25 protein-coding genes are annotated in these 24,633 nt (G+C 60.0%); 15 read left to right on the forward strand and 10 right to left on the reverse strand.

What is annotated here, in order from left to right:
* Nucleotides 1-7 precede the first annotated feature (7 nt).
* The 5 genes from ASILVAE211_RS20655 to ASILVAE211_RS26520 all read left to right on the forward strand — a co-directional run bounded on the left by ASILVAE211_RS20655 (nt 8) and on the right by ASILVAE211_RS26520 (nt 4,778).
* The gene (locus ASILVAE211_RS20655; RefSeq protein WP_227323313.1) at nt 8-238 is read left to right on the forward strand and encodes a helix-turn-helix domain-containing protein; all 231 of its coding nucleotides are present in this window, start codon (nt 8-10) and stop codon (nt 236-238) included.
* Nucleotides 239-357: 119 nt separating this feature from the next.
* Nucleotides 358-1,575 carry a type I restriction endonuclease gene (locus ASILVAE211_RS20660; RefSeq protein ID WP_227323259.1) on the forward strand — a complete coding sequence of 406 codons (1,218 nt, stop codon included), beginning with the start codon at nt 358-360 and terminating at the stop codon, nt 1,573-1,575.
* Nucleotides 1,576-2,330: 755 nt separating this feature from the next.
* Nucleotides 2,331-3,641 (forward strand): hypothetical protein, encoded by a 1,311-nt coding sequence (locus tag ASILVAE211_RS20665; protein WP_227323260.1) that lies wholly within the window; start codon nt 2,331-2,333, stop codon nt 3,639-3,641.
* 102 nt (nt 3,642-3,743) lie between these two features.
* On the forward strand, nt 3,744-4,550 hold the full coding sequence (locus ASILVAE211_RS20670) for a hypothetical protein (protein WP_227323261.1): 807 nt from the start codon (nt 3,744-3,746) through the stop codon (nt 4,548-4,550).
* Nucleotides 4,551-4,574: 24 nt separating this feature from the next.
* Nucleotides 4,575-4,778, forward strand: coding sequence for a KTSC domain-containing protein (locus ASILVAE211_RS26520; RefSeq protein ID WP_227323262.1), 204 nt, complete (start codon nt 4,575-4,577; stop codon nt 4,776-4,778).
* On the opposite strand, the gene ASILVAE211_RS26390 is transcribed toward ASILVAE211_RS26520, so the two are convergent.
* Nucleotides 4,753-6,009, reverse strand: a complete 1,257-nt coding sequence (locus ASILVAE211_RS26390; RefSeq protein ID WP_227323263.1) for a tyrosine-type recombinase/integrase — start codon at nt 6,007-6,009, stop codon at nt 4,753-4,755. The two genes, ASILVAE211_RS26520 and ASILVAE211_RS26390, sit on opposite strands and share 26 nt — an antisense overlap.
* Nucleotides 6,010-6,398: 389 nt before the next feature.
* Here ASILVAE211_RS26390 and ASILVAE211_RS20685 point away from each other — a divergent pair, with 389 nt between their 5' ends.
* The 3 genes from ASILVAE211_RS20685 to ASILVAE211_RS20695 all read left to right on the forward strand — a co-directional run bounded on the left by ASILVAE211_RS20685 (nt 6,399) and on the right by ASILVAE211_RS20695 (nt 9,723).
* Nucleotides 6,399-7,211 (forward strand): TIGR02391 family protein, encoded by an 813-nt coding sequence (locus ASILVAE211_RS20685; protein WP_227323264.1) that lies wholly within the window; start codon nt 6,399-6,401, stop codon nt 7,209-7,211.
* Nucleotides 7,208-7,864, forward strand: coding sequence for a DUF4062 domain-containing protein (locus ASILVAE211_RS20690; RefSeq protein ID WP_227323265.1), 657 nt, complete (start codon nt 7,208-7,210; stop codon nt 7,862-7,864). Before ASILVAE211_RS20685 ends, ASILVAE211_RS20690 begins: the two co-directional genes overlap by 4 nt.
* A 1,493-nt stretch (nt 7,865-9,357) precedes the next feature.
* Nucleotides 9,358-9,723 carry a hypothetical protein gene (locus tag ASILVAE211_RS20695; protein ID WP_227323266.1) on the forward strand — a complete coding sequence of 122 codons (366 nt, stop codon included), beginning with the start codon at nt 9,358-9,360 and terminating at the stop codon, nt 9,721-9,723.
* Nucleotides 9,724-9,859: 136 nt separating this feature from the next.
* On the opposite strand, the gene ASILVAE211_RS20700 is transcribed toward ASILVAE211_RS20695, so the two are convergent.
* Nucleotides 9,860-10,783 carry a class I SAM-dependent methyltransferase gene (locus ASILVAE211_RS20700; protein ID WP_227323267.1) on the reverse strand — a complete coding sequence of 308 codons (924 nt, stop codon included), beginning with the start codon at nt 10,781-10,783 and terminating at the stop codon, nt 9,860-9,862.
* Nucleotides 10,784-11,584: 801 nt separating this feature from the next.
* Nucleotides 11,585-11,794 (reverse strand): cold-shock protein, encoded by a 210-nt coding sequence (locus ASILVAE211_RS20705; protein WP_227323268.1) that lies wholly within the window; start codon nt 11,792-11,794, stop codon nt 11,585-11,587.
* A 269-nt stretch (nt 11,795-12,063) separates the two neighbouring features.
* Here ASILVAE211_RS20705 and ASILVAE211_RS20710 point away from each other — a divergent pair, with 269 nt between their 5' ends.
* Entirely contained in the window at nt 12,064-12,615 is a 552-nt protein-coding gene (locus ASILVAE211_RS20710; RefSeq protein WP_227323269.1) for a 2,4'-dihydroxyacetophenone dioxygenase family protein, read from the forward strand.
* Nucleotides 12,616-12,748: 133 nt separating this feature from the next.
* Here the strand turns inward: ASILVAE211_RS20710 and ASILVAE211_RS20715 are convergent, their stop codons facing one another.
* Nucleotides 12,749-13,000 (reverse strand): hypothetical protein, encoded by a 252-nt coding sequence (locus ASILVAE211_RS20715; protein ID WP_227323270.1) that lies wholly within the window; start codon nt 12,998-13,000, stop codon nt 12,749-12,751.
* 139 nt (nt 13,001-13,139) lie between these two features.
* Entirely contained in the window at nt 13,140-13,955 is an 816-nt protein-coding gene (locus tag ASILVAE211_RS20720; RefSeq protein WP_227323271.1) for an IclR family transcriptional regulator, read from the reverse strand.
* Between the two features lie 120 nt (nt 13,956-14,075).
* Here ASILVAE211_RS20720 and atzD point away from each other — a divergent pair, with 120 nt between their 5' ends.
* The 6 genes from atzD to ASILVAE211_RS20750 are packed head-to-tail and all read left to right on the forward strand — an operon-like array spanning nt 14,076 to nt 21,069.
* A complete protein-coding gene (atzD, locus tag ASILVAE211_RS20725) occupies nt 14,076-15,170 on the forward strand; it encodes a cyanuric acid amidohydrolase (RefSeq protein WP_227323272.1) in 1,095 nt (364 codons plus the stop codon).
* Between the two features lie 44 nt (nt 15,171-15,214).
* Entirely contained in the window at nt 15,215-16,234 is a 1,020-nt protein-coding gene (locus tag ASILVAE211_RS20730) for a BMP family protein (protein WP_227323273.1), read from the forward strand.
* Nucleotides 16,235-16,257: 23 nt separating this feature from the next.
* Complete coding sequence (locus ASILVAE211_RS20735) at nt 16,258-17,745, forward strand: ABC transporter ATP-binding protein (RefSeq protein WP_227323274.1); 1,488 nt, start codon at nt 16,258-16,260, stop codon at nt 17,743-17,745.
* Complete coding sequence (locus ASILVAE211_RS20740) at nt 17,742-18,785, forward strand: ABC transporter permease (RefSeq protein WP_227323275.1); 1,044 nt, start codon at nt 17,742-17,744, stop codon at nt 18,783-18,785. The genes ASILVAE211_RS20735 and ASILVAE211_RS20740 overlap by 4 nt, the downstream gene beginning before the upstream one ends.
* Nucleotides 18,782-19,675, forward strand: coding sequence for an ABC transporter permease (locus tag ASILVAE211_RS20745; protein WP_227323276.1), 894 nt, complete (start codon nt 18,782-18,784; stop codon nt 19,673-19,675). Before ASILVAE211_RS20740 ends, ASILVAE211_RS20745 begins: the two co-directional genes overlap by 4 nt.
* An 11-nt stretch (nt 19,676-19,686) precedes the next feature.
* Nucleotides 19,687-21,069, forward strand: coding sequence for an amidase (locus ASILVAE211_RS20750; RefSeq protein ID WP_227323277.1), 1,383 nt, complete (start codon nt 19,687-19,689; stop codon nt 21,067-21,069).
* 19 nt (nt 21,070-21,088) lie between these two features.
* On the opposite strand, the gene ASILVAE211_RS20755 is transcribed toward ASILVAE211_RS20750, so the two are convergent.
* The 5 genes from ASILVAE211_RS20755 to ASILVAE211_RS20775 form a co-directional block, all read right to left on the reverse strand.
* Nucleotides 21,089-21,778 carry a GntR family transcriptional regulator gene (locus tag ASILVAE211_RS20755; protein ID WP_227323278.1) on the reverse strand — a complete coding sequence of 230 codons (690 nt, stop codon included), beginning with the start codon at nt 21,776-21,778 and terminating at the stop codon, nt 21,089-21,091.
* A 194-nt stretch (nt 21,779-21,972) separates the two neighbouring features.
* The gene (locus ASILVAE211_RS20760; protein WP_227323279.1) at nt 21,973-22,392 is read right to left on the reverse strand and encodes a Rid family hydrolase; all 420 of its coding nucleotides are present in this window, start codon (nt 22,390-22,392) and stop codon (nt 21,973-21,975) included.
* A 31-nt stretch (nt 22,393-22,423) separates the two neighbouring features.
* Complete coding sequence (locus ASILVAE211_RS20765; protein ID WP_227323280.1) at nt 22,424-23,185, reverse strand: SDR family NAD(P)-dependent oxidoreductase; 762 nt, start codon at nt 23,183-23,185, stop codon at nt 22,424-22,426.
* A gap of 35 nt (nt 23,186-23,220) precedes the next feature.
* The gene (locus ASILVAE211_RS20770; protein ID WP_227323281.1) at nt 23,221-23,979 is read right to left on the reverse strand and encodes an amino acid ABC transporter ATP-binding protein; all 759 of its coding nucleotides are present in this window, start codon (nt 23,977-23,979) and stop codon (nt 23,221-23,223) included.
* Nucleotides 23,976-24,632, reverse strand: a complete 657-nt coding sequence (locus tag ASILVAE211_RS20775; RefSeq protein ID WP_227323282.1) for an amino acid ABC transporter permease — start codon at nt 24,630-24,632, stop codon at nt 23,976-23,978. The genes ASILVAE211_RS20770 and ASILVAE211_RS20775 overlap by 4 nt, the downstream gene beginning before the upstream one ends.
* Nucleotide 24,633: the final 1 nt, after the last annotated feature.

The following is a 24,633-nucleotide window of genomic DNA, read 5'->3' on the forward strand; positions in this document are numbered from 1 at the left end:
TAGTGCAATTTCACCCGCACAGAGCCGGGCAGCCAGGGGCTTGCTGGATTGGTCGCGCGATCGGCTTTCGGCAGAATGCGGCGTTGCTAAGCGAACCATCGTGAGGTTTGAGGCCGAGGAAGGGGAGACGCGCGCCTCCACCCTCGCCGCCATCCGCGCCGCTCTGGAAACCGCAGGCGTCGAGTTCATTGCCGAGAACGGCGGTGGACCCGGGGTGCGGCTGAGGAAATTGGGATAATCCACCGCGGTGCGCAGACTATAATCAAGATGACCGATACGTTCTCGTTGCAATATAATCCATAAGGCGCTTTAGTCCTAAAAACGCCGCTCGGCTGCGACGTTTGGTGGGAAGCAAAAATGTCTCCTGATCTAGAAGAGTTTCGAAATCGTATTCTCGCCCATGCTAAATTGGCGGTTAATCGTGCTCCCAAGGTCGAATCGGAGGCGAGTACGAATGCTTCCCTCGTGCAACCCTTCCTCACCGTTCTGGGTTATGACGTCACAAACCCTGATGAGGTTTCACCCGAACACCACGCTGATTTCTCAGACAAGTATCAAAACAAAGTGGATTACGCGATACTGAACCAAGGGCAACCGGTTATTGCCATTGAGTCTAAACGCGTCGGTGCCGCGATGAAGGATGACCGCGGTCAGCTTCGAAGCTACTTCAATGCTTCTCCTACCGTGAAGCTCGGCATCCTTACAGATGGTCTGCGTTATGAGCTTTATGCAGATTCCGACAAGCCAAACATGATGGATGAGGTAGCATTTCTGCGCGTCGATCTCTCAGAAATTGCAAAATCAGGATCGATTGACGATTTGACGCTAGAAGGCGTTTCTGCGGTCCGAAGTGGGTTGTTCAACCCTGAAGATGTAGGGGCCGAAGCCAAACGCAAGCTAATGTTTGAGTCAATCGTTCAGCTCATCAAGGCCTTTAAGACGAGCCCTCCAGATGACTTCATTCGGTTTGTACTAGACCGAACTGAAATGGGTAAGAAGATGGGAAAGCTTACTCAAAAGGTTGTCGACGCAAACAGAGACATTGTTCAGACGGCTATGGAAGCGTTCGTAGCACGCGAAGCGCTAGCAAGACTGGGTTTTGCTCCCAAGGACGTTGTTAAGGCTCCTCCTGATTATCAAGAGCCCCCGGCTACCGGCACGGCCGAGCAAGCGATTTCTTTGGAAACTGAAGGTGGTTCACTTCCCCCCTCGGGGGGCGAATTGGCGGCGCTAGAATATAGCAAGAACAGACTTTTCTATCTCGTTCGCGACGACATACTGTTCGGCGAGGTTAGCAAAATTGCCTTTCGAAAATACAAGAAGTCGCTTCGAGTATATTACGGTGGACTTAACGCCGGTTCCCTTTTCGACTATCGGGAGAGAAAAGACGGTCTTCCGCTTCTAAACTTTCCTGCACTCAACGTTGAAGATGTCCCCTACGCAGCTTCTCCGGCGCTCGATGATCTCTTGCTGAAGTCATTCACTCAGCGTGCGACGGAGGCAGGAGTTGTTTTTGGGGGCCAACCCGTCCTTAGGTCGATTAAAGGGGGACATCCGGACGCCAGCGCTGGATAGAATCTAATGTTGGTTTTTTAAGATGAACGACCGGCGTTAGCTTAGGGCAAAATTTTATCAAAAAGAACGATTGTCTGTGTGACGACATCGACGCGACAGATCGGCGATCTCAACCGCAACCGGCAGAAGTTGCTTGCTCGCACCGATCGGCCAGGAAATGACCACAACCAGTATATCTGGGAACTTGAATGCCAGGATTGCGGCACCCGTTATGGCGCAAACGGATCTGACTTCCACCATCGCAAGTGCCCAGCCTGTCAGGGCGGAGCGGCTGGGATCTGAGGCTGCCGGCGTCGAGTTCATCGCTGGAGATGGCAAAGAACCGAGCGTGCGGCTGCGCAAGCGGGTCTAAACGTTTCGGGTAGATACCATCTGGTTTTTTGGCGATGCCTGTAGCAAACCATCTCGACTCTGTAATTACGGCGTGGTGAGATAGCCATTCAGACAGAGAGGCGGCCATGCGGCTTCAATTTGGCCTAGCCCTTATAGCGACAGTGGCGCTGCCCGTTGTCGCGATCGCCCAGACCGGAACAGCTAGCGCCCCGCCATCCGGCGCCTATTTCCCACCTTCGCAATTGACCTTGCCAGCAGCCGCGCCCGCGGTTCCTGCGCCAGCTGCGCCCGACCAAACCGCTACGACATCTGATCCGGCGCTTGTGCCGCAGGCACCCCCGCAATGGGTGCAAACGAATTCCCCGTCAGCATCGGGTTCGGCAACCTGCGGCATAAGTGCCGATCTGGGCAATTCATGGTCTATGGAACTATTGGCCGACATCGCGCAGCCGACCATCTTTACATTGGCAATCGTGGGCTCCTACACGTTTCCCGCTGATGGGACACAAAGTGTAGAGATTTATTACGATCACGGCCTCCAAACATTCACAGGAATGGCTTCGGGTAACTCGATCGCCATCCCGCTCGACGGGTCAAACTTTTCCCAGTTCCTTCATGGCTTCACCGCTGGCCGCTCCATGCTGATTGCCGAGCCGGGGCACCCACGCCGCTCGATCAACCTTGCTGGCTCTTCCGCGGCCATCTCCGCCCTCGGCCAATGCACCGAGGCCCATGCCTTCACCCAGCTGCCGCCGCCATGGCACGCGCCCAGCGCTTATGAGATCGCGTCTGCGCAACACGCTATGGGGAGCACGTCAGTCACGCCGCCACCCTCCGTTCCCGCCATACCAATAGTCGCCCCGGGTCCGCCCGGCGTCAATGCGCCCGCTACCGCCGCAGCGTCGGCACCGCCGTCGGATCCAAATGCGATGCCGGTCTATCAGACCGACAATAGTCCCCAGGAAACCGACTTCTGGCAGACCGCCCGGATGTATTGGGATGACCTAGCGCCACCTCAAAAGCAGATCTGCACAGCCGTTCCGCCTGGGGGTGCTCAGCCCACGAGCTATGAGCAGTTGGCCCTTTGCACCAGCCACTTCTACATGCGAAACGAGACCGCAGGCGGCGGTTCGGGCGGCCAAAGCGAGCCAGCCCAAGCAGCGCCCAGCGTTGCCGAAGCTGCTCCGGTATCTCCATCAGACTCCCCCGCCGCTGATGCGCCAATTACGGCCGGTGTAGCCGACACCCCGCCGACCGATGCTACACCGCAGGCACCGACGGCCGGCGCCCTTGAGGCAATCGTCGCGCAATATGCTGATGCCTATGACCAAGCTTCTTCAGATTTTGCCAAAGGGGCAGAGGTAGCCCGTAGGAGCGCCGCAATCTGTAAGTTGCTCACCTCTTTGGAAGTGACCGACTGGCCGGCGACGATCGAGACGCTATCCTCCAATCACGACGGCCTTGGGGTCCTGGAGGTTCGCATAGGGCCCCACACCAAGCTCGACACCTACAACAATGCTCTCTCGGACATGGGCTCCGACACTCTTATCAAGCCGTCAGAGCCATTCTTCGACGGATTAGCGAGCATGCACGAATCTCGGCCCGTTATCGTCAGCGGCCGTTTCTTGCCGGATCAAAATTCGTGCATCACGGAATCAAGCCTTACCCAGGCCGGCTCTATGGATAGTCCAGACTTCATCTTTAAATTCACAGATGTACGAGCGGCACAGTGAGCGCGTCTAGGAACAGCCTCGGCTATCGGCCCTCGAAGCCGCGGGCGTGATTTTCGTCGCGGAAAATGGCGAAGGGCCTGGTGTCAGGTTGAGGAAGGTCTCGTGACTAATTTACTTTCGGGGACAGCCAGCCGCCGTCCCAACACCATTGGGGGATACCTCTGGCTTGTTATTTGCCGCGCAAGTTCAGAGGCGCTGGACTGGGCGCAAGCGGTGTTCTTCGTCCTTCTTATCGCTGTCGCATTCGTGCCGCAGAACGCACCATATTCAAAGTTTGCCGACAAATATGTCAGCTGGCACGGAGGCGTTATAATTCTAGCGTGCGTCTTGCTAGTAAGATTAATCTTCTCGCCGTACTGGATTTATCGCGATCAACAAGAGAAAATTTCTGATCTTGAATTGGAAGTGTCTGGGAATGCGGACAATACTAAAGGAGATGCATTAAAGTTTGAGCCTGCGCCGAGCGGCGGCTCCGTGCGCAAGACAATGCTCGATCACGGAGGCTACCGGTATGAAGGAATGGTGCGACTTCGTAACACAGGCAACGGATACATCACGAACGCGGTCGTACGCATAAAAAACGCTTCTCCATCTCTTCCCGATGGGTCTTTCAGAATTTTAAAGCCCGGATCTACCCTTCAAAAAGGCCAACCGGCTGACGTATGTATCGTGACTTACTTTGACAAAATCGTTGGGGCGCAACCTGGCACTCCAGGTTCTGAACTGCTGCGACTTGCAGCTCCCATAGCGCCTGGATGGGGTAGTCGTCCCACTGATATTTCGCCTCCTGCGTCGAACGCTCCCCTCAAGCTTGTAATCGAAGCAAGCGCTGATGGCTGCGCAGCAGTAGAGAAGCATTTTCTGATTTGGGTAGACGACAACAAAAATCTTCAGGTTGAAGCGAGCTAGCTCATATCTCTGAGGCAAAAAGAAATGCCGACCTTCCCCAACTCCAAAGCCATTGCGAGCGCTGACTATGACCCGACAACTCGTCGGCTAGTCATCCAGTTTCGTGACGGCTGGAAGCACTATACATACTACAACGTTCCTGCCTCAGTTTATCAGGGGCTCTTACAGGCGCCTTCCGCGGGCCGCTATGTGGACACCCAAATCAAGCCTTACTATTCGGTTGGTTAGCAACCATCATCCCCGCCACCTTCTCCGCTACCTTATCGGCCGCCGCCAGCAACACCGCATCCGCCGAGTGCACATACCGGCTGGTGATGGTCATGCCCTTGTGACCGATCAGTGCGGCGATGGTTGGCTCGGAATAGCCCAGGTCAGCCGCAACGCTAGCGAAGCTGTGGCGCAGCACGTGCGGGGTGATGTCGGCTGGTAGCTCGCCGAGCTTCGCCACCCTCGCGACAAACCCAGGGAAGCCCGACATCGTGCCCTTCCCCTTGCTCGGCGGAAACACGAGGGCATCGGCCCCTTTTCGATCCTGCGCCGCTAGGACATTGCAGGCGGCTTGAGATAGTGGCCGCATTGAAGTGCCGGTCTTGGTGTCAGGCAGGGTCGCGGTGCGGCGGGTAAGGTCAACATCCTTCCATCGCAGCCCGATCGCCTCGCCGCTGCGCCAGCCCGTCAGCGCCAGGAACCACGTTGCGGCGAGTGCGGGCGGCCAGATATCCGAACCTGCCACCAAGCCCTCACCGAGGGCGCGGTACTCGTCGTCTGACAGGCGCCTTTCTTTCTGTCCGTCGGCATAGCGCACGACACCTCGCACCGGATTGTCGGTCCTCAGGCCCTCGCGCACGGCGAAGGTGAAGATGGCACCTAACAGTCCAATTGTGCGGCTGGACGCCCCCTTTCCGCCCCGGACGTTCGACAATCCACGCTTCTTGCCAGTCGGCTTTCTGACCTTGCTCTCACCCTCAGCGATCTTGTGCATGAAGGTCTCGACGTCCTGCCGGGTCACGGCAGGCACCTTCATCGAGCCAATGAGCGGCTTAATGTGCGCGGTGACGCGGCTACGGTCTGTCCCGAGCGTGGTCGACTTCTTCGCGACCCCACGCCTTGTCAGGATCCTGCCTGCCTCCGCTTCCTCTAGATACAGGTCACACAGCTCGGTGACTGTCGCCGCCGAGCGCTTTGCCTTCTTAACTGCCGCAGGATCGCCGCCCTGCGCTACCACGCCCAGCATGCGCTGCGCTTCCTCACGGGCCTCGTCAGGTGTCCAGGGCGCGCCGTGTCGCCCGATCGTTAAACGCCGTTGCCGCCCTTCCTTGGTCCGGTAGAGAAGGACATAAGCAACCGCTGCGCTCCTTTGTCGCCTGGCGCCGAAGCCGGTTACCGTGGCGTCCCATACTTCTTCGTTCGGCTGCAGCGCCTTGATTTCTCTAACGCCTATTCTCTTCCGGTCCGCCACAGCTTTCCCCGTTACCTAGATTATCTAGGTAACACATAGGTAGCAGGTTCACGCAAATCAGATCACCTGCCCGCAATGCCAATCAAACCATATCTCTAATGATTTCCGATATTTGTCGACGCCATCAACGGATGGCAAATCGGATCAATCCATCCAAGAAACCCTCCGAAGGCAAAGGTCGCGCGTTCGAATCGCGCCGGGTCCGCCAGGGATTTCAAAGAGTTAGGCCCACTTCGTGGAGCCATAGAAAACTCTTTAGCTACTAACTCAGACAAAATTCGAGTTTAGCCCCGTCGGACGCGCTGTAGACGGCACACTTTGCAGCTGGGTCGTGGGGCGATAAGATTCCCGTGAGCGAAATCCGCGCGAATCGGGTGGGGAGGTTGCAAATGGCCAAACAAAATGCGGGGTCGAACTCGCGGCATCCTGCGGTATTATCAGAGATGCAGATTCGTGCAGCGATCCCCAAGCTACATAAACGGCTGGATGAACTGGAAGCGTTGAACGTAAATTTGCTGTCCAACGACGATGAGCCCAAACTCGAGGGTTTTTCCCACAAGATCGCTTCGACCCTTAGGGACGTCTACGGAGCAGATTCCATAGAATATTACGAATATAGTCCTGGCAAGCTCGCGCCACAGTTTTCTATTTTTTGGGACGGTATGGACACGTCACTCCGTGGTAATCTCAATGAAGTAAGAGAAAAAGTCGATCAGGCAAAATCGCGCTTAACGACGGCTATAGAACTTTTAGAAGAGAAGCTGCCGCAGACCGGCCAAACCGGGGAGTCTACAACTTCAGCGATCCAAGCATATCGCGGTCTGGATTTGCATAAAGAAGTCGCTCGAGTTGCTTCAAGTCGGTATTTAAGCGGCCACTATGCAGACGCGGTCGAAGCGTCAGTAAAAGCTCTCAATGCTCTTGTCCGGCTCAGAAGCGGATTAGAGCAAGATGGCTCATTCTTGATGGAAAGAGCCTTTAACCCCTCAAATCCTGCGTTAAAATTTAACGACCTTGCTGATCAATCTGATAAAGATGAGCAGAAGGGATTTATGATGCTCTTCAGCGGAGCGGTTGCAGGCCTTAGAAATCCCAGAGCCCACGGCTTCATTAATGACGATCCCGAGCGTGCACTGGAATTTATTGCATTTATTAGCTTATTAGCAAAATTACTAGATGAAACCTCTCAGAAGCCGAAATGACCTCTGATAAAAGAAAATATCAAATATTTGTTTCGTCTACATTTAAGGATTTAGTGGACGAGCGCCAGGACACTATTCGTAATGTCCTGGATTTGGGTCATATACCTGCTGGGATGGAGTTATTTCCCGCCGCTGACACAGATCAGTTTTCTTACATTAAGAAAATAATTGATGAATGTGACTACTATGTTTTGATAGTCGGTGGCCGTTATGGATCGGTTTCAGATGACGGGATAAGCTTTACCGAGCTTGAATACGATTACGCCGTTAGTCAGGGACTGACCGTTTTAGCTTTTATACACGGAGAGCCCGGCGAAATCTCACTAAACAAATCTGAGCTCGACAACGCAAGGCAAATTCAACTTACCTCCTTTAGAAAAAAAGTTTCTTCAGGAAGGTTGGTCCAATTTTGGACCAACCGCGAACAATTGGAAAGCCGCGTTCTAAAATCCCTCAGCCGCGCCTTCATTGACAGCCCACGTATGGGTTGGATTCGCGGCGATGCAGCCGCCAGCAGCGACCTTCTATCTCAAATTAATTTTATACGAAATGAAAAGGACGAATTGCTGAATAAAGTTAGTCTCTGGAAAGCTTGCTCCAGCCAAAGCTTGACGGCCTCGCTTCATTTTCAAACCTCACAACTATCCGCGTAATCACCAACCGCAACAACGGAACGCGTTTTATAAAGAGAGACAAGGTTGAGTCCTTTACATGGTCTCAGATTTTTTCTGCGATTGGTCCTTCTTTGATGCGTCCATCTGCACCAGGCGTAGTGTCAATTTCTCTTAGAACTTGGTTACGAGAAAATTCTGATCGCGATATTCACTCTATTTACCAAAGTGATTTGGATATTATTAAAATTCACTTTATTGGACTTGGTCTTGTCCTATCGAAGCAAGCTGAATCGACAACAGGCGGCCTCTCTGAATTTTTAGAGCTTACATCATTGGGGCGCACTACATTAATTGAGATACTTTCTGTTAGAGACGCCAAACCTCTCATAGCTATGGTCGAAACGAGTAGCAACGTTTAAACGTTCACTGCGGTAACACAAACACCCTGCAAGCGGCATAGCTGGCAACCTCGCTTTTTATCAGCAACGAAAGACTATCGCCTTACACGGCCAGCGAAGCCTACGTTGAGATGTGTCACAGCTACGCAGCAAGTGGCTGGACCATTTTCCTGCTGAAAAACTGCGTGCCAAGACCCGCCGCCCGCAGAATTTCGCTCCTGGTGGCTGCGTTTGGGATTTAGAACGGGACGTACGTATTTTGTGAGGAGATCCCTCATTTTAAACCCAAATGGGGCTAGCTGACTCACTACCTTCTTAATCCAGAATAATATCGGAATGCGCGATTCGCGAAACCGAACGATTTAGGGAGGCCAATATGACCAGAGAGCCCAAGCATGTAACTCTTACTTTAAAAGAAGATCAGGCAGCTTATCTCCTAGAACCCCATGGGGAGGGTGGGCACCAAAAGCTTCATGAGGTGCTTCGAGCCTAGCTCGCTGACGGAAACCTAACCGTGGATTTGAATGATGAAGAACTTGGTAAGGTCGTTCGATATATGACTCAATACGGTTCTGGTGGATTTCAAAACAGGCTTAAGAAAGCCCTAGCAGAACCTCTTGTGCGCCTCCTCGCTGGTCACGGCATCTTTCCCACGGTCTAGGACGCAAAAGCATTTTCATCAAATGCGCTGCCTGCAAACTGGCCATCGGCCGACACGCCAACTCTAGGAACCAATATTAGATGGAAGTGGCGCCGAATGTAATGCGGCCAGGGATAACAGACAATCTCTGGCTCTCTATGAGAAATGACTTGGCTCGTTACGTTCCACGCTTACTCGATACCAATCTCCTCATGTGCTGCACATGCGGTCGATTTCTCGAGCGTGAACATTTCGACCTTGAACACCTTATTCCACAGCAGGCTGTAAAGCTCGATCCCTTACATGTAAGGCAAAATCCCAGCACCCCCACAAACGTTAGATCGGGGAACCTCCTTCTGTGTAAAAAGCCGCTCAGATATAAAGGGAGCCTTTTACATAAGAACGGCTGCAATAGTTGGAAGGGCAAGCATTTTGACCGGCCGATTAGAGAAATGGCAACTGGCGCTGCGTTCCGGGGAAGGCCTTCCGAACCCATGATAATAGCAGCCCTAATTCTTGCCTATTTAGCGATGGTTTCTAAGTTTGGCTACCAGATTACACTTTTGCCCAGTGGGTTAATGATGCGGGAACAATTCTTTAATCCTCATAAAATTCAGAAAGATATCCCCCTTAGAAGCCAGATGCTCCTCGGCGGCCAGCTTACCACTGACGTTTCCTCACCTGGGTGGGCAACGCCTTTTTCATTTAGCTTCGACGGTGGTGATTGTTTGGTCAGTATAAGAAATTTCATTCTTCGTATGCCAATCTCTCGTGACCCGCGTATGCCGGTCGCCCAGAATATACCGATTGTGCCAAAGCGATTCAAATTGCGTCCAGATTTTACGACCGTCTTCACCTGAGCTGGCAGGAGCCCTATGAGCCAGTCTGGCATAACAGGGTGCTTCGGGCGGGCGGCGCCTGATTACTGAGAAAAAGAAACCACCCGGCGGTGTCAGCATCGAACGCTTTTAGACAAGGGCCGGGCTTAACCGATAACTAACTTCGCGGCTTTCGGATGACGAAGCTATTCGAACGGCACAGCGTCGGTGGCCAGACGATTGAATCCTCCAGGACTTCGACCAGACTGCACCCCGCTTCCGCCGCCAGCGCGAAGACCGCGGCCTGCGGCAGCACATGGATCGGAAAGACCTCCTCCGGCTTCGAGCCCGACAGCGCCGCGGCACTGTCATAGGAATACCCGACCAGAGCCGTCGGCAGCTGGAACACCGCCACGCCACCCGGTGCCAGCAGGCTGAACGCCCGGCGCAGGATCAGCGCCGCGACCGGCGGCGGATTGTGCTGCAAGGTTCGCGTGCTGAACCAAAGATCGAACGGCGCCGCCATGCCGAAATCCAGTGCGTTCACCAGGCTGAACTGCACCCGGCTGCCACAGGCGACGCGTGCCAGCGCCAAATGGCTCGGCGACACGTCACACGCAGCGACCGCGCCGAATACATCCGCCATCGGCGCGGTCATTCGCCCCACGCCGCAGCCGAAATCCATCACCCGCGGAAAAGCACCCGGCTGCCAGCCATGGCGAGCCAAAATCGCCACCAGATGTGCCACATCCTGCACACCGGAGGCCAGAAACGCGGCCCGATTGCCATCGATCTGGTCCGGCAGGAAGGCCGGCTCCGCCGCCACCGACCAATGCGGCATCGTCTCGCCCAGCCGCGTCCAATGCGCCTGCACCTGTGCCAGCAGCCCGGCCACGATATCCAACGACACGTCCCATTCGACCGCCTGACGCTCGTCGCGCATGCGGATGGCGGACGATGGCAATGCTGTCGCGAAGGCCTGCGTTGCCATCAGCCGTTCCCGAAGGACTGCTTCCGGCACCGCCGCCCAGGCTTGCGCCTCATCCGCCGTGGCGGCGCGGCCCAGCAGCCAGTGAAACGCCGCTGCGATGTCAGCCGGCATTGCCACTCAGCGCCCGGCGGCGCCGGCGAACAGCGCCGGATCTGGATTGCCGTCGCTGATTATTACGCCGACCACTTGGACATTCATGATCAAAGCTAAACATGCGCGATCAGGAAGGGCAACGCTGTAAGCTTGTCCAGAGCGCGCAGATACTTGGCGCAAGCATCGCGCCTGTCGCACCGCAGCAAAAGACCAAGCCGATCTTTTCGATCACAACAGCGAGACATCTCAGTTCGATATAGAAAGAACCGTCGAAAAGTTTCACGCTCGAAAAGTGGAGGAAAAACAAAAATGAACCTCTTTCGGGCTCTTTTGCTTCTGCTCTCTTTGTATCCCATCCTTGGCCTTCTGGCGGCCGGCGTGATTCAGATCAGAGATCATCGCAGTCGGTGATCCAGTGACTGGCGCGGCGATCAGCGCGCCCGGCCGTCTACCCTCCGCCCGATCGGATCGGTCTGCGCTTGCTGGCGCTCGGCCGAAGGCCATGAACGCACGACCGCGTGTTATCCCCAGTTTCTAGGGATAAGTCTGTGGGTAACCCGGTTGAACGGTGGATAATTGTGCTTGTATTACAGCGAGTTCGTCCACTTTTGGCCGTCGCGACGCTTTTCCGTCGTGGCAACCGCCTCGCCACCCGGATCAGCCCCGGCAATCGCTGTCGCCCGGCGACCCTTCGAATCTTCAAGCCAAGGGAAGGACACCGCCCTCTCACGGCGGTAGTGAACCACGCTCTCATCAAGCAAGAACGTGCTCCAGAGAGCCGGCGCTCGGCTTTCGCCAAGCGCCGGGGATAGTCTGGACTTAGATAGCCTTCAGATTCTCGGCGGCAACCTTGCCGCTGCGGCTGTTCTTCACCGCATCGAAGCTGACCTGCTGGCCCTCATTCAGGCCGGAAAGGCCTGCCTGCTGCACCGCAGAAATGTGCACGAAGACGTCTGCGCCGCCATCCTGGGGCTGAATGAAGCCGAAACCCTTGGTCGCGTTGAACCACTTAACACTGCCGATCGCCATGACGTTTTCCTAGTAGACCATTAACAAGCCCCCATGAGGGGGGGCTGGCACGCTCATATTTTGAGCGGTGCCCGTCAATAGCTATTGTGGCCAAAGCAGCGCCAGCCCCGTTCAAAATAAAATTGTTTCTGCCAGACGCTATGTCGGCAATGGCCCATGAAGCCCAGCCGGCGTTGACAGAAGGGGACAGGGCCTCAGTATCGGTATTGCGGATATGATTCCCATAGTCTGGGATCGTCACGCCCCAAAAAGCACCAGGGAAGCCGTCAATGGACCGTTCAGAACCGACCCAAGACCAGGCTTTGGACGCGGAAACCCTGCGCCGCATGCCCTATCAAAAGCCACAGCCCCGCGGCATTCTGCCCGATCTTGTGGTCGCCCCCGCCATTCCCGAGGATGAGCGCCTATGGGTACCCCAGGCCGAAAGCGTGTCCTTCCGGCCGCTCTGCCTCAATCGGTCCGGCGGCTATTGGATGAATCTGCTGCGCGTCCGCAAATCGGGCGTTCTCAGCCGCCACCGCCATCCCGGGCCTGTTCATGCCTTCGTTCTCAAGGGCAGTTGGCGCTACCTGGAACATGACTGGGTTGCGAGCGAAGGATCCTACGCTTTCGAACCGCCGGGCGAGACGCATACGCTGGTGGTCGATGAGGGCGTGGCGGAAATGATCACCTATTTCCAGGTCAATGGCTGCATGTATTACGTCGACCCATGGGGCAACAACATCGGCTATGAAGACGTCTTTACCAAGATCGATATGTGCCGCGCCCATTACGAGAGCGTGGGTCTGGGCGCTGACTTCGTGGACCAGTTCATTCGCTGACAGCAGCGACGCCCAGTCCAATTAAAAGAGCATGATCCGCTATCGTTCCTGCCGGAAACTCGCTTTTTTCCAGAACGACGAAAGCCCGGCCGCTGACCCGACCGGGCTTTCATTGACCACTCAGCCAGAAGACTTAGTTTGAGGCCCCGGTCAGCGTCGATTTGTTTTGCTTCGACAGACCGCCGGCCTTCTTGCCGCTGGCGGTGGACATGCCGCCGCCGGCGGTGCCGCTGGTCGGCTTCTTGCTGACGCCAGGCGAACCGACCCGCGCACCGGCCACAGCCGCGCTTTTGGTTTGCACCGCGCCATCGGAATCCGCCCAGACACTGACGACCGGTGCGATGGCGATGGTCGCCGCGATCGCTGCCATTGGAATAAATTTCATCTTGCTCTCCACGCATATGCCGCGAACTGCGGCACTGCTGCGGATAAGGTGCGGCCGCAAAGCGATTTGAAGACGGCATGACTTCACGTTTCCTGAGGCTCACGCTGCCGTCAGGCAAATCTGCGCGAATGCGCCACGGTCACGCGCGTGCGCGCCCACCGATTTCGGCAGTGACGACATCGCCGCATTGCCGAACCAATGCGCCCACCGACTGAACCCGTGCCTCGGTCATCCGAGCGGCGGGGCCAGCGATGGAAATCGCGGCATGGACGGCCCCGGCCTCGTCGAAAACGGGCGCCGCGATGCAGCGCAGGCCGATGGCGAATTCCTCGTTATCCACCGATATGCCGCGGGCGCGGATGAGGCCGAGCTCCTGCGACAAGGCCGCCACATCCGTGATGGTATGCTCGGTATAGCGCGGCAGGCCCCGCCGCCCGATGATCGAGGCGACCTCCCCTTCCGTCATATAAGCCAGCATCATCTTGCCGGCAGCAGAGCGATGCAGGCCCATACCGCCGCCTGGGCGGGAGATGGCACGCACCATCTGCTGGCTTTGGATCTGCGCCATACAGATGACCTCGTCCCCGTCCAGCGTGAAGAAATTCACCGTCTCCCCGCTCTCGGCCATCAGGCGGCGCATATGGGGCAGCGCCAGCGCCACGTTATCCCTTGAGCGGGCAAAGCTATTGCCGACGCTGAAGGCCTGCACGCCCACCAGCCAGGACATGGTCGCCTGCTCGAAGCGCACGAAGCGGCGGCGCTGGAGGGTAGTGAGGATGCGATGCGCGCTGGACGGCGGCAGCCTGACCCGGCGGGCGAGATCCGTCAGGGTCAGCCCGTCATCACAGCCGGCCAGTTCCTCCAGAATCGCCAGCGCGCGGGTAATGGATTGCACCCCGCCCTGACCCGATGGCGCGCTTTTTGCTTCGTTTTCCGTGCTTTTGCTGCGTGCCACGCCGCGCTCTCCGCCAAGCCTCAGACGGCCCAGCATTCCACATCGTGAAATTGATTTCAAATTTGTTTGCGCGCCGCAGCAAGGGCGTCCAGTTTCGGGACCAGCACGGAGGAACGAGCCTTGCGCATTGGTGTTCACAAGCTGGCCATGGCCAATCCCGGTGATACGGCGGGCCTGACCCGGCTGATCGAAAACGGCGCCGTGGTGCCGGGCGAGATTGTCGCCGTCATCGGCAAGACGGAGGGCAATGGCGGCGCCAATGACTTTACGCGCGGCCTGGCCACCCTCTCCTTCTCGCTGCTGCTCGCCAAATATCTGGGCCTTGCGCCGGATGAGGTGACGCGAAAGATCGCCTTCGTCTGGTCCGGCGGGACCGAGGGCGTGTTGAGCCCGCATGCCACCGTCTTCACACGCGGCGCGGATGACGCGGCGCCGGACGGACGCAGCAAGCGCCTGACGCTCGGCATTGCCGTAACGCGCGACCTGGCGCCCGAGGAAGTCGGCACCATGGCGGAAGTGCGGCTGGTGGCGGAAGCGGTGCTGAGCGCCCAGGCCGAGGCTGGCATCACCGACCCGCGCGACGTCCATTACGTGCAGGTGAAGGGTCCGCTGCTGACGCCCGCAGCCGTCGCCGATGCCGACAGCCGGGGTGCCAGGCTCGTGACACGCGACCCGAACGGATCGAAACCCTATGCGCGCGGTGCGACGGCGCTTGGCGTGGCGCTGGCGCTGGGCGAAGCCACCGAGAGCGCTCTGCATGACGGCATGATCGCCCAGGCGATGGATGTCTATTCCTCCGTCGCCAATACATCCGCCGGCGGTGAGCTGAAGAATTGCGAAATCCTGCTCTTTGGAAATTCCATCCAAGCCAGCGGCGATCTTCGCATCGGCCATGCCGTTCTGCAGGATGTGGTGGATGCCGGCGCCGTCACCCGCGCGGCGCAGAGCGCGCTGGGCGACACCGATGCCGCGCTGGATATAAGTCAACTGGTGGCGCTCTTCGCGAAAGCCGAAGCCCCACCGGGCGGCATGCTGCGCGGACGCCGCACCACCATGCTGTCGGATGCCGATATTCATTACGAACGCCATGCCCGCGCCTCGCTCGGCGCCGTGCTGGCCTCCGTCACCGGTGACTCGGCCATCTTCATCTCCGGCGGCACGGAACATCAGTGCAAGCCGGGCGAAGCGCCGATCGCCGCCATTCTGCGCGTCTGATGGTCCATCACTCCAGCGTCACAGCCAGAACCCGGGAGCTTTTCATGCCTAAGCTGAGCCTTGTTCATCGCGCGGGCGTCCTGATCGCCGGTGCCACCTTCGTTTTAGGCCTTGCCGGCGCGCATCCGGCGCTGGCCGATGACAAGGCCGCCATCCTGCTGCCCGGCAGCATCAATGACCAGAGCTGGAACGCGCTCGGCTATTCCATCGTAAAAAGCCTGGAGCCGCACGGCTTCAAGACGGCCTATTCCGAGAACGTCGCCGATGCCGACGAAGGCGACGCGCTGCGCGACTATGCCAGCCAAGGCTATAGCATCGTCCTCGGCCATTCCGGCCGTTTCGTCTCGGCCATGGAGGAAGTGGCCCCCGATTTTCCGAAAGTGCAGTTCATCGCCGTCAGCGGGAATGAAGGCCAGGCGCCGAATGTGATGTCGATCGACTGGAACAATGCCCAGTTCGGTTGCCAGCTCGGCCTGCTTTCCGCCCGCATGAGCAAGACGCATAAGGTGGGCGGCGTCTACGGTTTGCAGGGCGTACCCAATATCACCGCCCAGGCCGGCGGTTTCCGCGTCTGCGCGACGCAGGCGGGTGCCAAGGTCACCATCATCTATATCAAGGATATGGAAGATTCGGCAGAGGCCAAGGAGGCAGCTTTGTCCTTGATCGATCAAGGGGCTGATGTCCTCACCGGCAAGCTCAATGCGGCGGAAGCCGGGCTGGTGGAAGCGGCGAAAGACAAGCATGTCTATGTCACCGGCCGAGGCTACGATCAGACCAAGATCGCGCCGGATCTGGTGCTCACCAATATTCTCGAAGACTGGCCGTCCATGATCGGCAATGTCGCCGACCAGGTGAAGGCCGGAAAGCTGTTCGGCAGCTTCGTGCAATACGGCTACAATACCGCCCCCGTCACCGGCGCATCCTTCGGCTATCAGCCGGGGCAGGCCTTCAACCCGGTGGTGCCTGCGTCAGTGGTCAAGGAGCTTGATACGATGGCGAGCGATTTCGGCTCCGGGAAGCGCAAGCTGGTGCCGACCGAGCACGACGCCCGCCCGGGCAGCTGATACAGGCCGAGCCGAGACCCGCCATGGCGGCCCTTCTGGAGATGCGTGGCATCGTCAAATGCTTCGGCGCGGTGCGGGCCAATGACGGCATCGATCTTGACGCGCAGGCCGGGGAGATCGTCGGCCTGCTGGGCGAAAACGGATCGGGCAAAAGCACGCTCATGAAGCTGCTGTTCGGCATGATGCCGCCGGACGCCGGTGGCATCGTCTTTCGCGGCCGGGAATTGTCCGATCACAATCCACGCATGGCGGCGGAAGCCGGCATTGCCATGATCCACCAGCATTTCACGCTGGTGGAGGCGATGACGGTGGCCGAAAACATCATGCTGGGCTGGCAGGACGCGGGATGGCGCCTCAAGCGCCGGGAGATTGCCGATCGTATCCGCGAGACCAGCCGCAGGCTGGGCCTGGAACTCGATCCCTCCGCCCGTGTCGGTGATCTGTCACTCGGCCGCAGACAGCGCATTGAAATTCTGAAAGCCGTGCTGCGCGATGCCGAGCTTCTGATCCTGGATGAGCCGACCTCCAACCTCGCTCCGCCGGAAGTCGCCGAGCTTCTGGCCATTCTTCGGCACCTGCGCGCGGAGGGCAAAGGCATCATCTTCATCACGCATAAGCTGCCCGAGGTTCTGGATGTGTGCGACCGTGTGGTGGTGCTGCGCGCCGGGCGTGTCGCGGGTTTCGCCCCGGTCGCGGGCGCGGATCGCGCGACGCTGGCCCGCATGATGGTAGGGCGCGATGTCCCTGCCCCGCAAAATCTCAGCGGAAGCGGGACCGGTGCCACGCGCCTGTCCGTATCCGGCCTGGGCGGCGCGGGCATCGGCCCGATGGACCTCACCCTCAGCGGCGGGGAAATCCTCGGCCTCGCGGGGGTGGACGGCAACGGCCAGTTGGAACTTGCCGAAACGCTGGCGGGTTTGCGCGCGGCCACGGGTGGCAGCGTGATGCTCGACGGACGGGACATCACCCATGCCTCCGTCTCCGCGCGCATGACGGCCGGGCTGGCCTATATACCGGCCGACCGCAGCAGCACCGCCCTGGTGCGCGGCATGACGATTGCCGCAAATCTGATGCTGCGTGACAGCGCCCGGCCGCCCTATGCACGGCGCGGGTGGCTTACGAAGCGCGCGACGCAGACACGCGCCGCCGCCCTCATGCAAGGTTTCGACATCCGCGCGCCCTCCCCTGCTGTCCCGGCCGGGCGGCTTTCGGGCGGCAACCAGCAGAAGATCGTCATCGCGCGGGAATTGGACCGTAACCCCGGCCTGTTGATCGCGCATCAGCCCACCTGGGGGCTGGACCCCGGCGCCACGCATTTCGTGATGGAGCGGATGCTGGCGCTGCGCGCCGCCGGTGCCGCCGTGCTCTATATCTCCTCGGAGCTGGAGGAAGTGCTGGCCATCAGCGACCGTGTCGCCGTGCTGGCAGGCGGCGCCATCGCGGGCATCATGCCGCGCGGCGGCGTGGATATGGCGCAGCTCGGCCTCTGGATGTCAGGCCGCGCGGCATGAGCGACGCCTTGTCCGCCACGCCAGCGACGCGGATCGCCCTGCGCCGGCAGGGTCTGCTGCCGCGCATCCTGGGCGCTGTCCTGCTGTCCTTCATCATCGCCGCCCTGCTCATCGCGCTGACTGGCCATAATCCGCTGACCGCTTTCGCGGCCATGCTGGGTGGCGTGTTTGGATCGCCCTACCAGATCGGTGAGGCGCTCAACCGCACGTCACCCTATCTGCTGGCGGGAAGCGGCGTGGCCCTGTGCTTCCGTGCCGGCGTCATCAATATCGGCGCGGATGGGCAGATCGCCATGGGCGGCATCGGCGCAGCCGGCGTGGTGCTGCTCTGGCCCGGCCAGCCGGGCCTGCTCAGCGCTGTCGCCGCCATCATCGGTGCGGCGCTGTGCGGTGCCGCCTGGGCGGGCATCGCGACCGCCATTCATCTCGGCCGCCGCGTGCATGAGGTTCTCGTCACGCTGCTGCTGAACTTCGTGGCGCTGTTGCTGGTGCAACTGGCGCTGGCCGGGCCGCTCGGCCAGCCCGGTGCCGGGTTCCTGCAATCCCGCCCGCTGCCGCGCGCCGACTGGCTGTGGCGCGCCCCGCATGTCTTCTTCCATGGCGGCATTATCCTGGGCGTGATCGCAGCGCTGGCACTCTCTGTCCTGCTGTGGAAGACGCCCTTCGGCTTCGCCATCCGCGTGACCGGACAATCCCGCCGCGCCGCCGCCTATGCCGGCTTTTCGGCTGCGGGCATCACCTGGGGCGTCATGCTCACGGCCGGGGGCCTTGCCGGTATCGCGGGCGGCACGGAGGTTCTGGGCCTGCATCACCGGCTGATCGAGGGTTTTTCGACCGGCTTCGGCTTCAAGGCCGTGACCGTGGCGCTGCTGGGCGCACTGGAACCGGCGGCGGTGATCCCCGCCGCACTTTTCGTGGGTCTGCTGGAATCGGGCGCGCTGTCCATGCAGCGGCAGATCGGCGTGCCCTCGGCCCTTGTCGTCGTGATCGAGGGCATCACCATGCTGCTCATCCTGGCTGCCACGGTGCGCCGCGCATGATCGACTTTCTGGCCGCCAGCATCCGCATCGCAACACCTCTGGTCTTCGCCGCCCTGGGCGGCATCCTGTCGGAACGCGCCGGCGTTTTCGCCGTGGGTCTGGAAGGCATGATGCTGATGGGCGCCTTCGGCGCCGTCATCGGCGCCTGGGCCAGCGCCAGCGACCTTCTGGGTCTTGCCATGGCCCTGGCCGGCGGGGCTGCCATGGGCCTGGCCGTCGCGATCGTGACCGTGCGCTACCGCGCCGACAATATGGTGACGGGCCTGACCGTCAATATTCTGGCGGCCGGCCTGACGACCTATCTGCTGCATGTGCTGGCCGGCAGCAGCGCCATTCAGGTGGACCCGCTCGGCCCCTGGCCCATTCCCGGCCTGAGCGCAATTCCTGTCCTCGGCCCGCTGTTATTCGCGCATCCACCGCTGACCTATCTTGCCCTGCTGGGCTGCGCTGGCCTGTCATTCCTGCTCTACCGCACGCAAACCGGGCTCAAACTGCGCGCGGCGGGGGAAAATCCCGAAGCCGTTTTCGTGGCAGGATCAAGCCCCATGCGCCTGCGCTTCACCGCCATCATCTGCGGCGGCGCTATTGCCGGCCTGGGCGGCGCCGTGCTGTCGCTACAGCAGGTCGGCACCTTCACGGACGGCATGACGGGCGGACGCGGCTACCTTGCACTCGCCTCCCTCATCGTCGGACGCTGGAACCCCTGGGGCGCGGCGGCCGCCTGCCTGGTCTTCGGCGCCGCCGAGGCTTTCGAACTGCGGCTGCAAACCTATGGCGTGCCGGTGAGTTCCTATGTGGTGCAGATGGTGCCCTATCTCATCGCACTGGCCGTTCTGGCCGGGCTCGGCCGTTCCACGAAACTCCCCGCCGCCATCGGCAAACCTTTGTGAGCGCGCCTGTCATGCCTGAGGATATCACTGGCCTCGCCGCCGCCCTGCGGGCCGGCGCGCTGACCGCCGAAGCGCTGCTGGATCGCGCGCTCGCCCGCATCGCGGCAGGTGACGGCGCGCTCAACAGTTTCGTGGCGCTGGATGACGCGGGCGCCCGCGCGGCGGCGCGGGACAGTGACCGGCGGCGCGCGGCGGGCGCGGCCCGCTCGGCGCTGGACGGCGTGCCGCTCTCCATCAAGGACAATCTCCTGGCAGCCGGCCTGCCCGCGACCTGGGGCAGCCGCGCGCTGGCCGGCTTCGTGCCGGCCGAGGATGAATTGCCGGTGGCGCGCCTGCGCGCGGCGGGCGCTGTCATTCTGGGCAAGACCAATGTCCCCGAGCTCACGGTGGAGGGCTATACCGCCAATGATCTGTTCGGCGTCACCGGCAATCCCTGGAATCCGGCGCTCACGCCAGGCGGATCATCCGGCGGCGCGGCGGCGAGCGTCGCCGCCGGTTTCGTGCCTGGCGCCATCGGCACCGATGCCGGCGGCTCCATCCGCCGCCCCGCCAGCCATACCGGGCTGGTGGGATGGAAGCCCTCCACCGGGCGTATCGCGCGGTTCGGCGGTTTCCCGACCATTCTGAGCGATTTCGAGGTCATCGGCACGCTGACGCGCAGCCTGGCCGATGCGCGGCTGCTGGATGACGTGCTGCGCGGGCCGGATGCGCGCGACCGGCGCTCTCTCCTCGTGCCGGGGACCGGCTGGGCCGGCAAGCCGCGCGTGCTGTATGTGCCGCAATTCGGGTCATCGCCCGTCGACCCCGAGGTCGCCGCCGCCACGCGGGGTTTTGCCGAGGCCCTGACGGAGACCGGCGCGGATGTGACGGAGGGCGCGGTCTTTTTCGATCTCTCCGCCGCAGGACGCGTCTGGTCCGCCATCACGCGTGCGGGGGTCGCGCATATCATGACCTGGCAGCCGGGTTTCGAGGCAGTGGCGGGCGCCTCGGTGCGCGCCATGGCGGCGGAAGGACGCCTGGTCACCGGAACGGATTATGTGGCCAGCCTGGAGACCGTCGCTGTGTTGCGCGCACAATTCGCTTCCCTGTTCGCGTCCTACGATCTTGTGCTGACGCCTGCGGCCGCCGCCTTGCCCTGGGACGCGGCGGCACCCTACCCCACGCGCATAGACGGGCAAGAAGCTGGGCCGCGCGACCATGCCATTTTCACGGGCTGGGTAAATATCGGCGGGCTACCGGCGGTCAGCCTTCCGGTCGCCCTGTCGCAAACCAACCTGCCCATCGGCGTGCAGCTGGTCGCGGGCTTCGGCCAGGATGAAGCCTTGCTCGACTTCGCAGCCGAGGCCGCGCGGCTGATGCCAGCGCCGGCTCTGCCGCTGTCATCATCCCCCTGAAACGGCGATGACGTGACGCCTATTTCGGCAGCGGACGGCGCGCGCCATCCGATTCGTCGCTTTTGATAAGAGTGAGGTAGCGATCCATCGCCTTGCGGAACTTGGCTTGCCAGATGGCCTGCGCTTCTTCCAGATTGCCGTCACGAATGGCCTCGAAGAGCTTGACCACGTATTTCTTCGCGTCGCCCTTGCGATCCGTATAGACCACGGCAAGAAGATTATTGAACCGCCGCACATCGCCCGTGAGTTCCGAGAAATAGCGCATGGTGCGTTGCAGCCCGGTGGCGTCGATAATCGTCTGCTGGAATTCCAGGTCGTTCTGGACCGTTTGTGACTGGTCTTCCAGCGCCGCGAATTTCACCGCGCTGGCGGCAAGCTTTTCCAGCCGCTTGAGCATGCTGGCGGAGATTTTGCCCTTCTCGTGCAGAAGGTGATCCAGCGCGATTTTACCCAGGGCCATGCGAAGATTGTACACGTCGATGACGCTGTCGGAATCCAGAGCGGTGACGGATGCACCTTTATTGCGCTGAATATCGACGAAACCTTCCCGCGCCAGGATACGGAGCGCTTCTCGCACCGGATGACGCGACACGTTCAGCATGTCTGTGAGCTGCTGCTCCACCAGCCGGTCACCCGGTTTGAAATGCCCGGCGATAATCGCATTGCGAATCTGCTCGGCCGCGAACTGCGTGGACTCCACCTGCGTCATGGGAGCCATTATCGCTTCGGTTTCAGCCGCACGCCGCATCAATAACCCCATTTGCGACCGCAATTAGCTTGCGCGGTCTTCCGGAAATGTAGACGATATACGATTTCCAGAGGCTATTGAGAAGCCCTGCCCCCGGCCCGGGCCGGTTGCACGGGAGGGCGCGCCGGTATTCGGCGCACCCCAAGCCTGTCCGTTTAGAGCGAAATCGAGAGATTGTTCACGGGCAGGCTGCCCGCGCCGCGATAGGCGGTCAGTTCGATTTCAAACAAGTATTCCGGACCGCCGAGCGGGCCGCAGCTGACGCAGCTTGCCGGGTCAATGCCACGGAAGATTTCGCCCATATAGGCCATGACTTCCGGCACGTCTTCCTGACGCGTGATGAAGATGCGGCGGCGCACGACATCGGCCAGGCTGGCGCCGACGGCTTCCAGCGACGCCTGGACATTCTTCATGGCGTTCTTCGCCTGTTCGATCGTCGTCTCGGGCATGACGCGGGTCGTGAAATTCCGCCCCGAGGTCAGGGAAGTAAAAATCCAGTTATCCAGCGCGACGATGCGCGAATAGCCCTCGTGATGTTCGAGAATGCTACCCGACTTCAGTTTTGTAAGTTCCATAAAGGCTTTCCGGCTTTTCTAGAAAATGGGCTTAGATGTAGATGCCGCCGTCGATCGAGACGGTCTGGCCTGTAATCATGCTGCCGGCGAAGCCGAGGAAGATCATCAGTTCCGCGACATCCGCCGTGCTGGCGACCCGCTTGAGCGGCGTACTGGCCAGAACGTTTTTGTGACGCTCCTCAGACCACTGAATGCTCCAGGAACTGTCGACGACACCCGGTGCCACGGCGTTGACGCGCACGTCCGGCGCCAGCGCATGGGCGAGATTCTTGGTGAGGTTGATGACGGCCGCCTTGGACGCGCTATAGGCCGGCGTGCTGGCGACCGCCCCCAGGCCCGCGATCGAGGCCGTATTGACGATGGCGCCCTTGGAAGCCTTCAGCGCCGGTGCCGCCGCCTTGGCGCAGCGGAAAACGCCCATCAGATTGACATTGAGCAGGTTCGCCCACAGCTCTTCCGTGATCTGATCCAGATCGGCGATCGGTACCGGCGTGGTGCGGCCCGGCGTGCCGGCATTATTGATGAGCAGATCAAGATGGCCGAGATCGGCGACCGCTTTCAGCACCATGCGCAGGGCGTCGTCGGCATTGCCGACATCCCCGGGCGCGCCGATCACATCCAGGCCGGCCGCCTTGAATTCCGCCAGTGCTGCCGCGCCGCGCTCGTCAGACGGGAGGTAGTTGATTGCGACCTTGGCCCCGGCCTGCGCCATCATCCGCGCCGCTTCCAGGCCGATGCCGGACCCGCCGCCGGTCACCAGCGCGGTCTTTCCCTTGAGATCGAAAGAGATCATGTTCAACCTTCTAAGCTTATGGATAGCGCCGGAAATCAGGCGACCGTGCGCTCAAGCATGTCCAAGGACGCCTGCCGCTCCCGCCGCAAAAATTTCTGCGTCTGGGGTTGCTGCGGCCGGTCGATGACCTCGGCCGCCGTACCGATTTCGCAGACTTCGCCTTGATGCAGAAAAGCGACGCGATCGGCCGATTCACGCGCGAAGCTGATGTCATGCGTGACGACCACCATCGTCATGCCCTCAGCCTTGAGCAGCCGCATCGTCTCCAGCACTTCACCGACCAGTTCAGGGTCGAGCGCGGATGTGACCTCATCGAACAGCATATAGGTCGGCTCCATGGCGAGAGCGCGTGCGATGGCCAGGCGCTGCTGCTGTCCGCCGGACAGTTTCGACGGCAAGCTTCCCGCCTTGGCGCCGAGCCCGACGTGATCGAGATGCTTCTGCGCCAAAGCACGCGCGTCCGACCGGCTGCGCTTTGCCACCACGCGCGGTGCGAGGGCGACATTCTCCAGCGCCGTCAGATGCGGAAAGGCGTTGTACTGCTGGAAGACGATGCCGAGCTTGCGGCGCAGGGTGTTGATATTGGTCTTCGGATCATGAACGCTGACGCCGTCAACGATGATCTCACCGCCCTGAATGGGCTCAAGACCATTGATACATTGCAGCAAGGTCGATTTGCCGGAGCCGCTGGCACCGATCAGGCAAAGCAGCTCGCCCTTGTTCACGTCGAGACTGATGCCCTTGAGAACCTCAAGCGGGCCGAACGTCTTTCTGACACTCCTGATTTCGATCATACGGCAATCTTTCTTTCCAGGCGCCGGCTGTATTTGGAGACCGGATAACAGATAATGAAATACAAGAACCCTGCGCCCAGCAGCAAAACCCAGGTCTCATGCGTTCGCGTGATCAGCGTCTGGGTTGCGCGCATATAATCGACATAGCCGATGACGCCGGCCAGAGCGCTGTCCTTGATGAGGCTCAGAACAAGATTGATCCACGGCGCTAAAGCGGTTCTGAAGGCCAAAGGCAGCGAAATATAGACAAGCTCCTGGCGGCGGTTCATGCCGAGCGAGCGGGCGCTTTTGCCATATTGCGGCGGCACCGACAGCAGGCCCGCGCGAACGACCTCAGCCGTGACGGCTGCCATCCAGGCACCCAGCGCCACCGTGCCGAATATGAAAGGCGAGGTGCTGAATCCGGCCAGTGACAGAAAGCTATTAGCCAGAATCAGCTGGATGATCATCGGCACGCTGCGCAGAATATCGACGATGGGCGTGGTGGCGACCCGTGCGGTGACGGAGACCGTGCGCACCCAGCCCAGGACAACGCCGCCGATGGTGCCGACGACCGTCGCCGACGCCGCCAGTTCAAGCGTATTGAGCAGGCCTTCCGCCAGAAAATAGGTATCGTGCCAGGTGAGGCCCTGCTGGGCGAACTGAAATTGCACG

Origin of the sequence: Acidisoma silvae (genome assembly GCF_020618775.1) — a bacterium.
Classification (GTDB): domain Bacteria; phylum Pseudomonadota; class Alphaproteobacteria; order Acetobacterales; family Acetobacteraceae; genus Acidisoma; species Acidisoma silvae.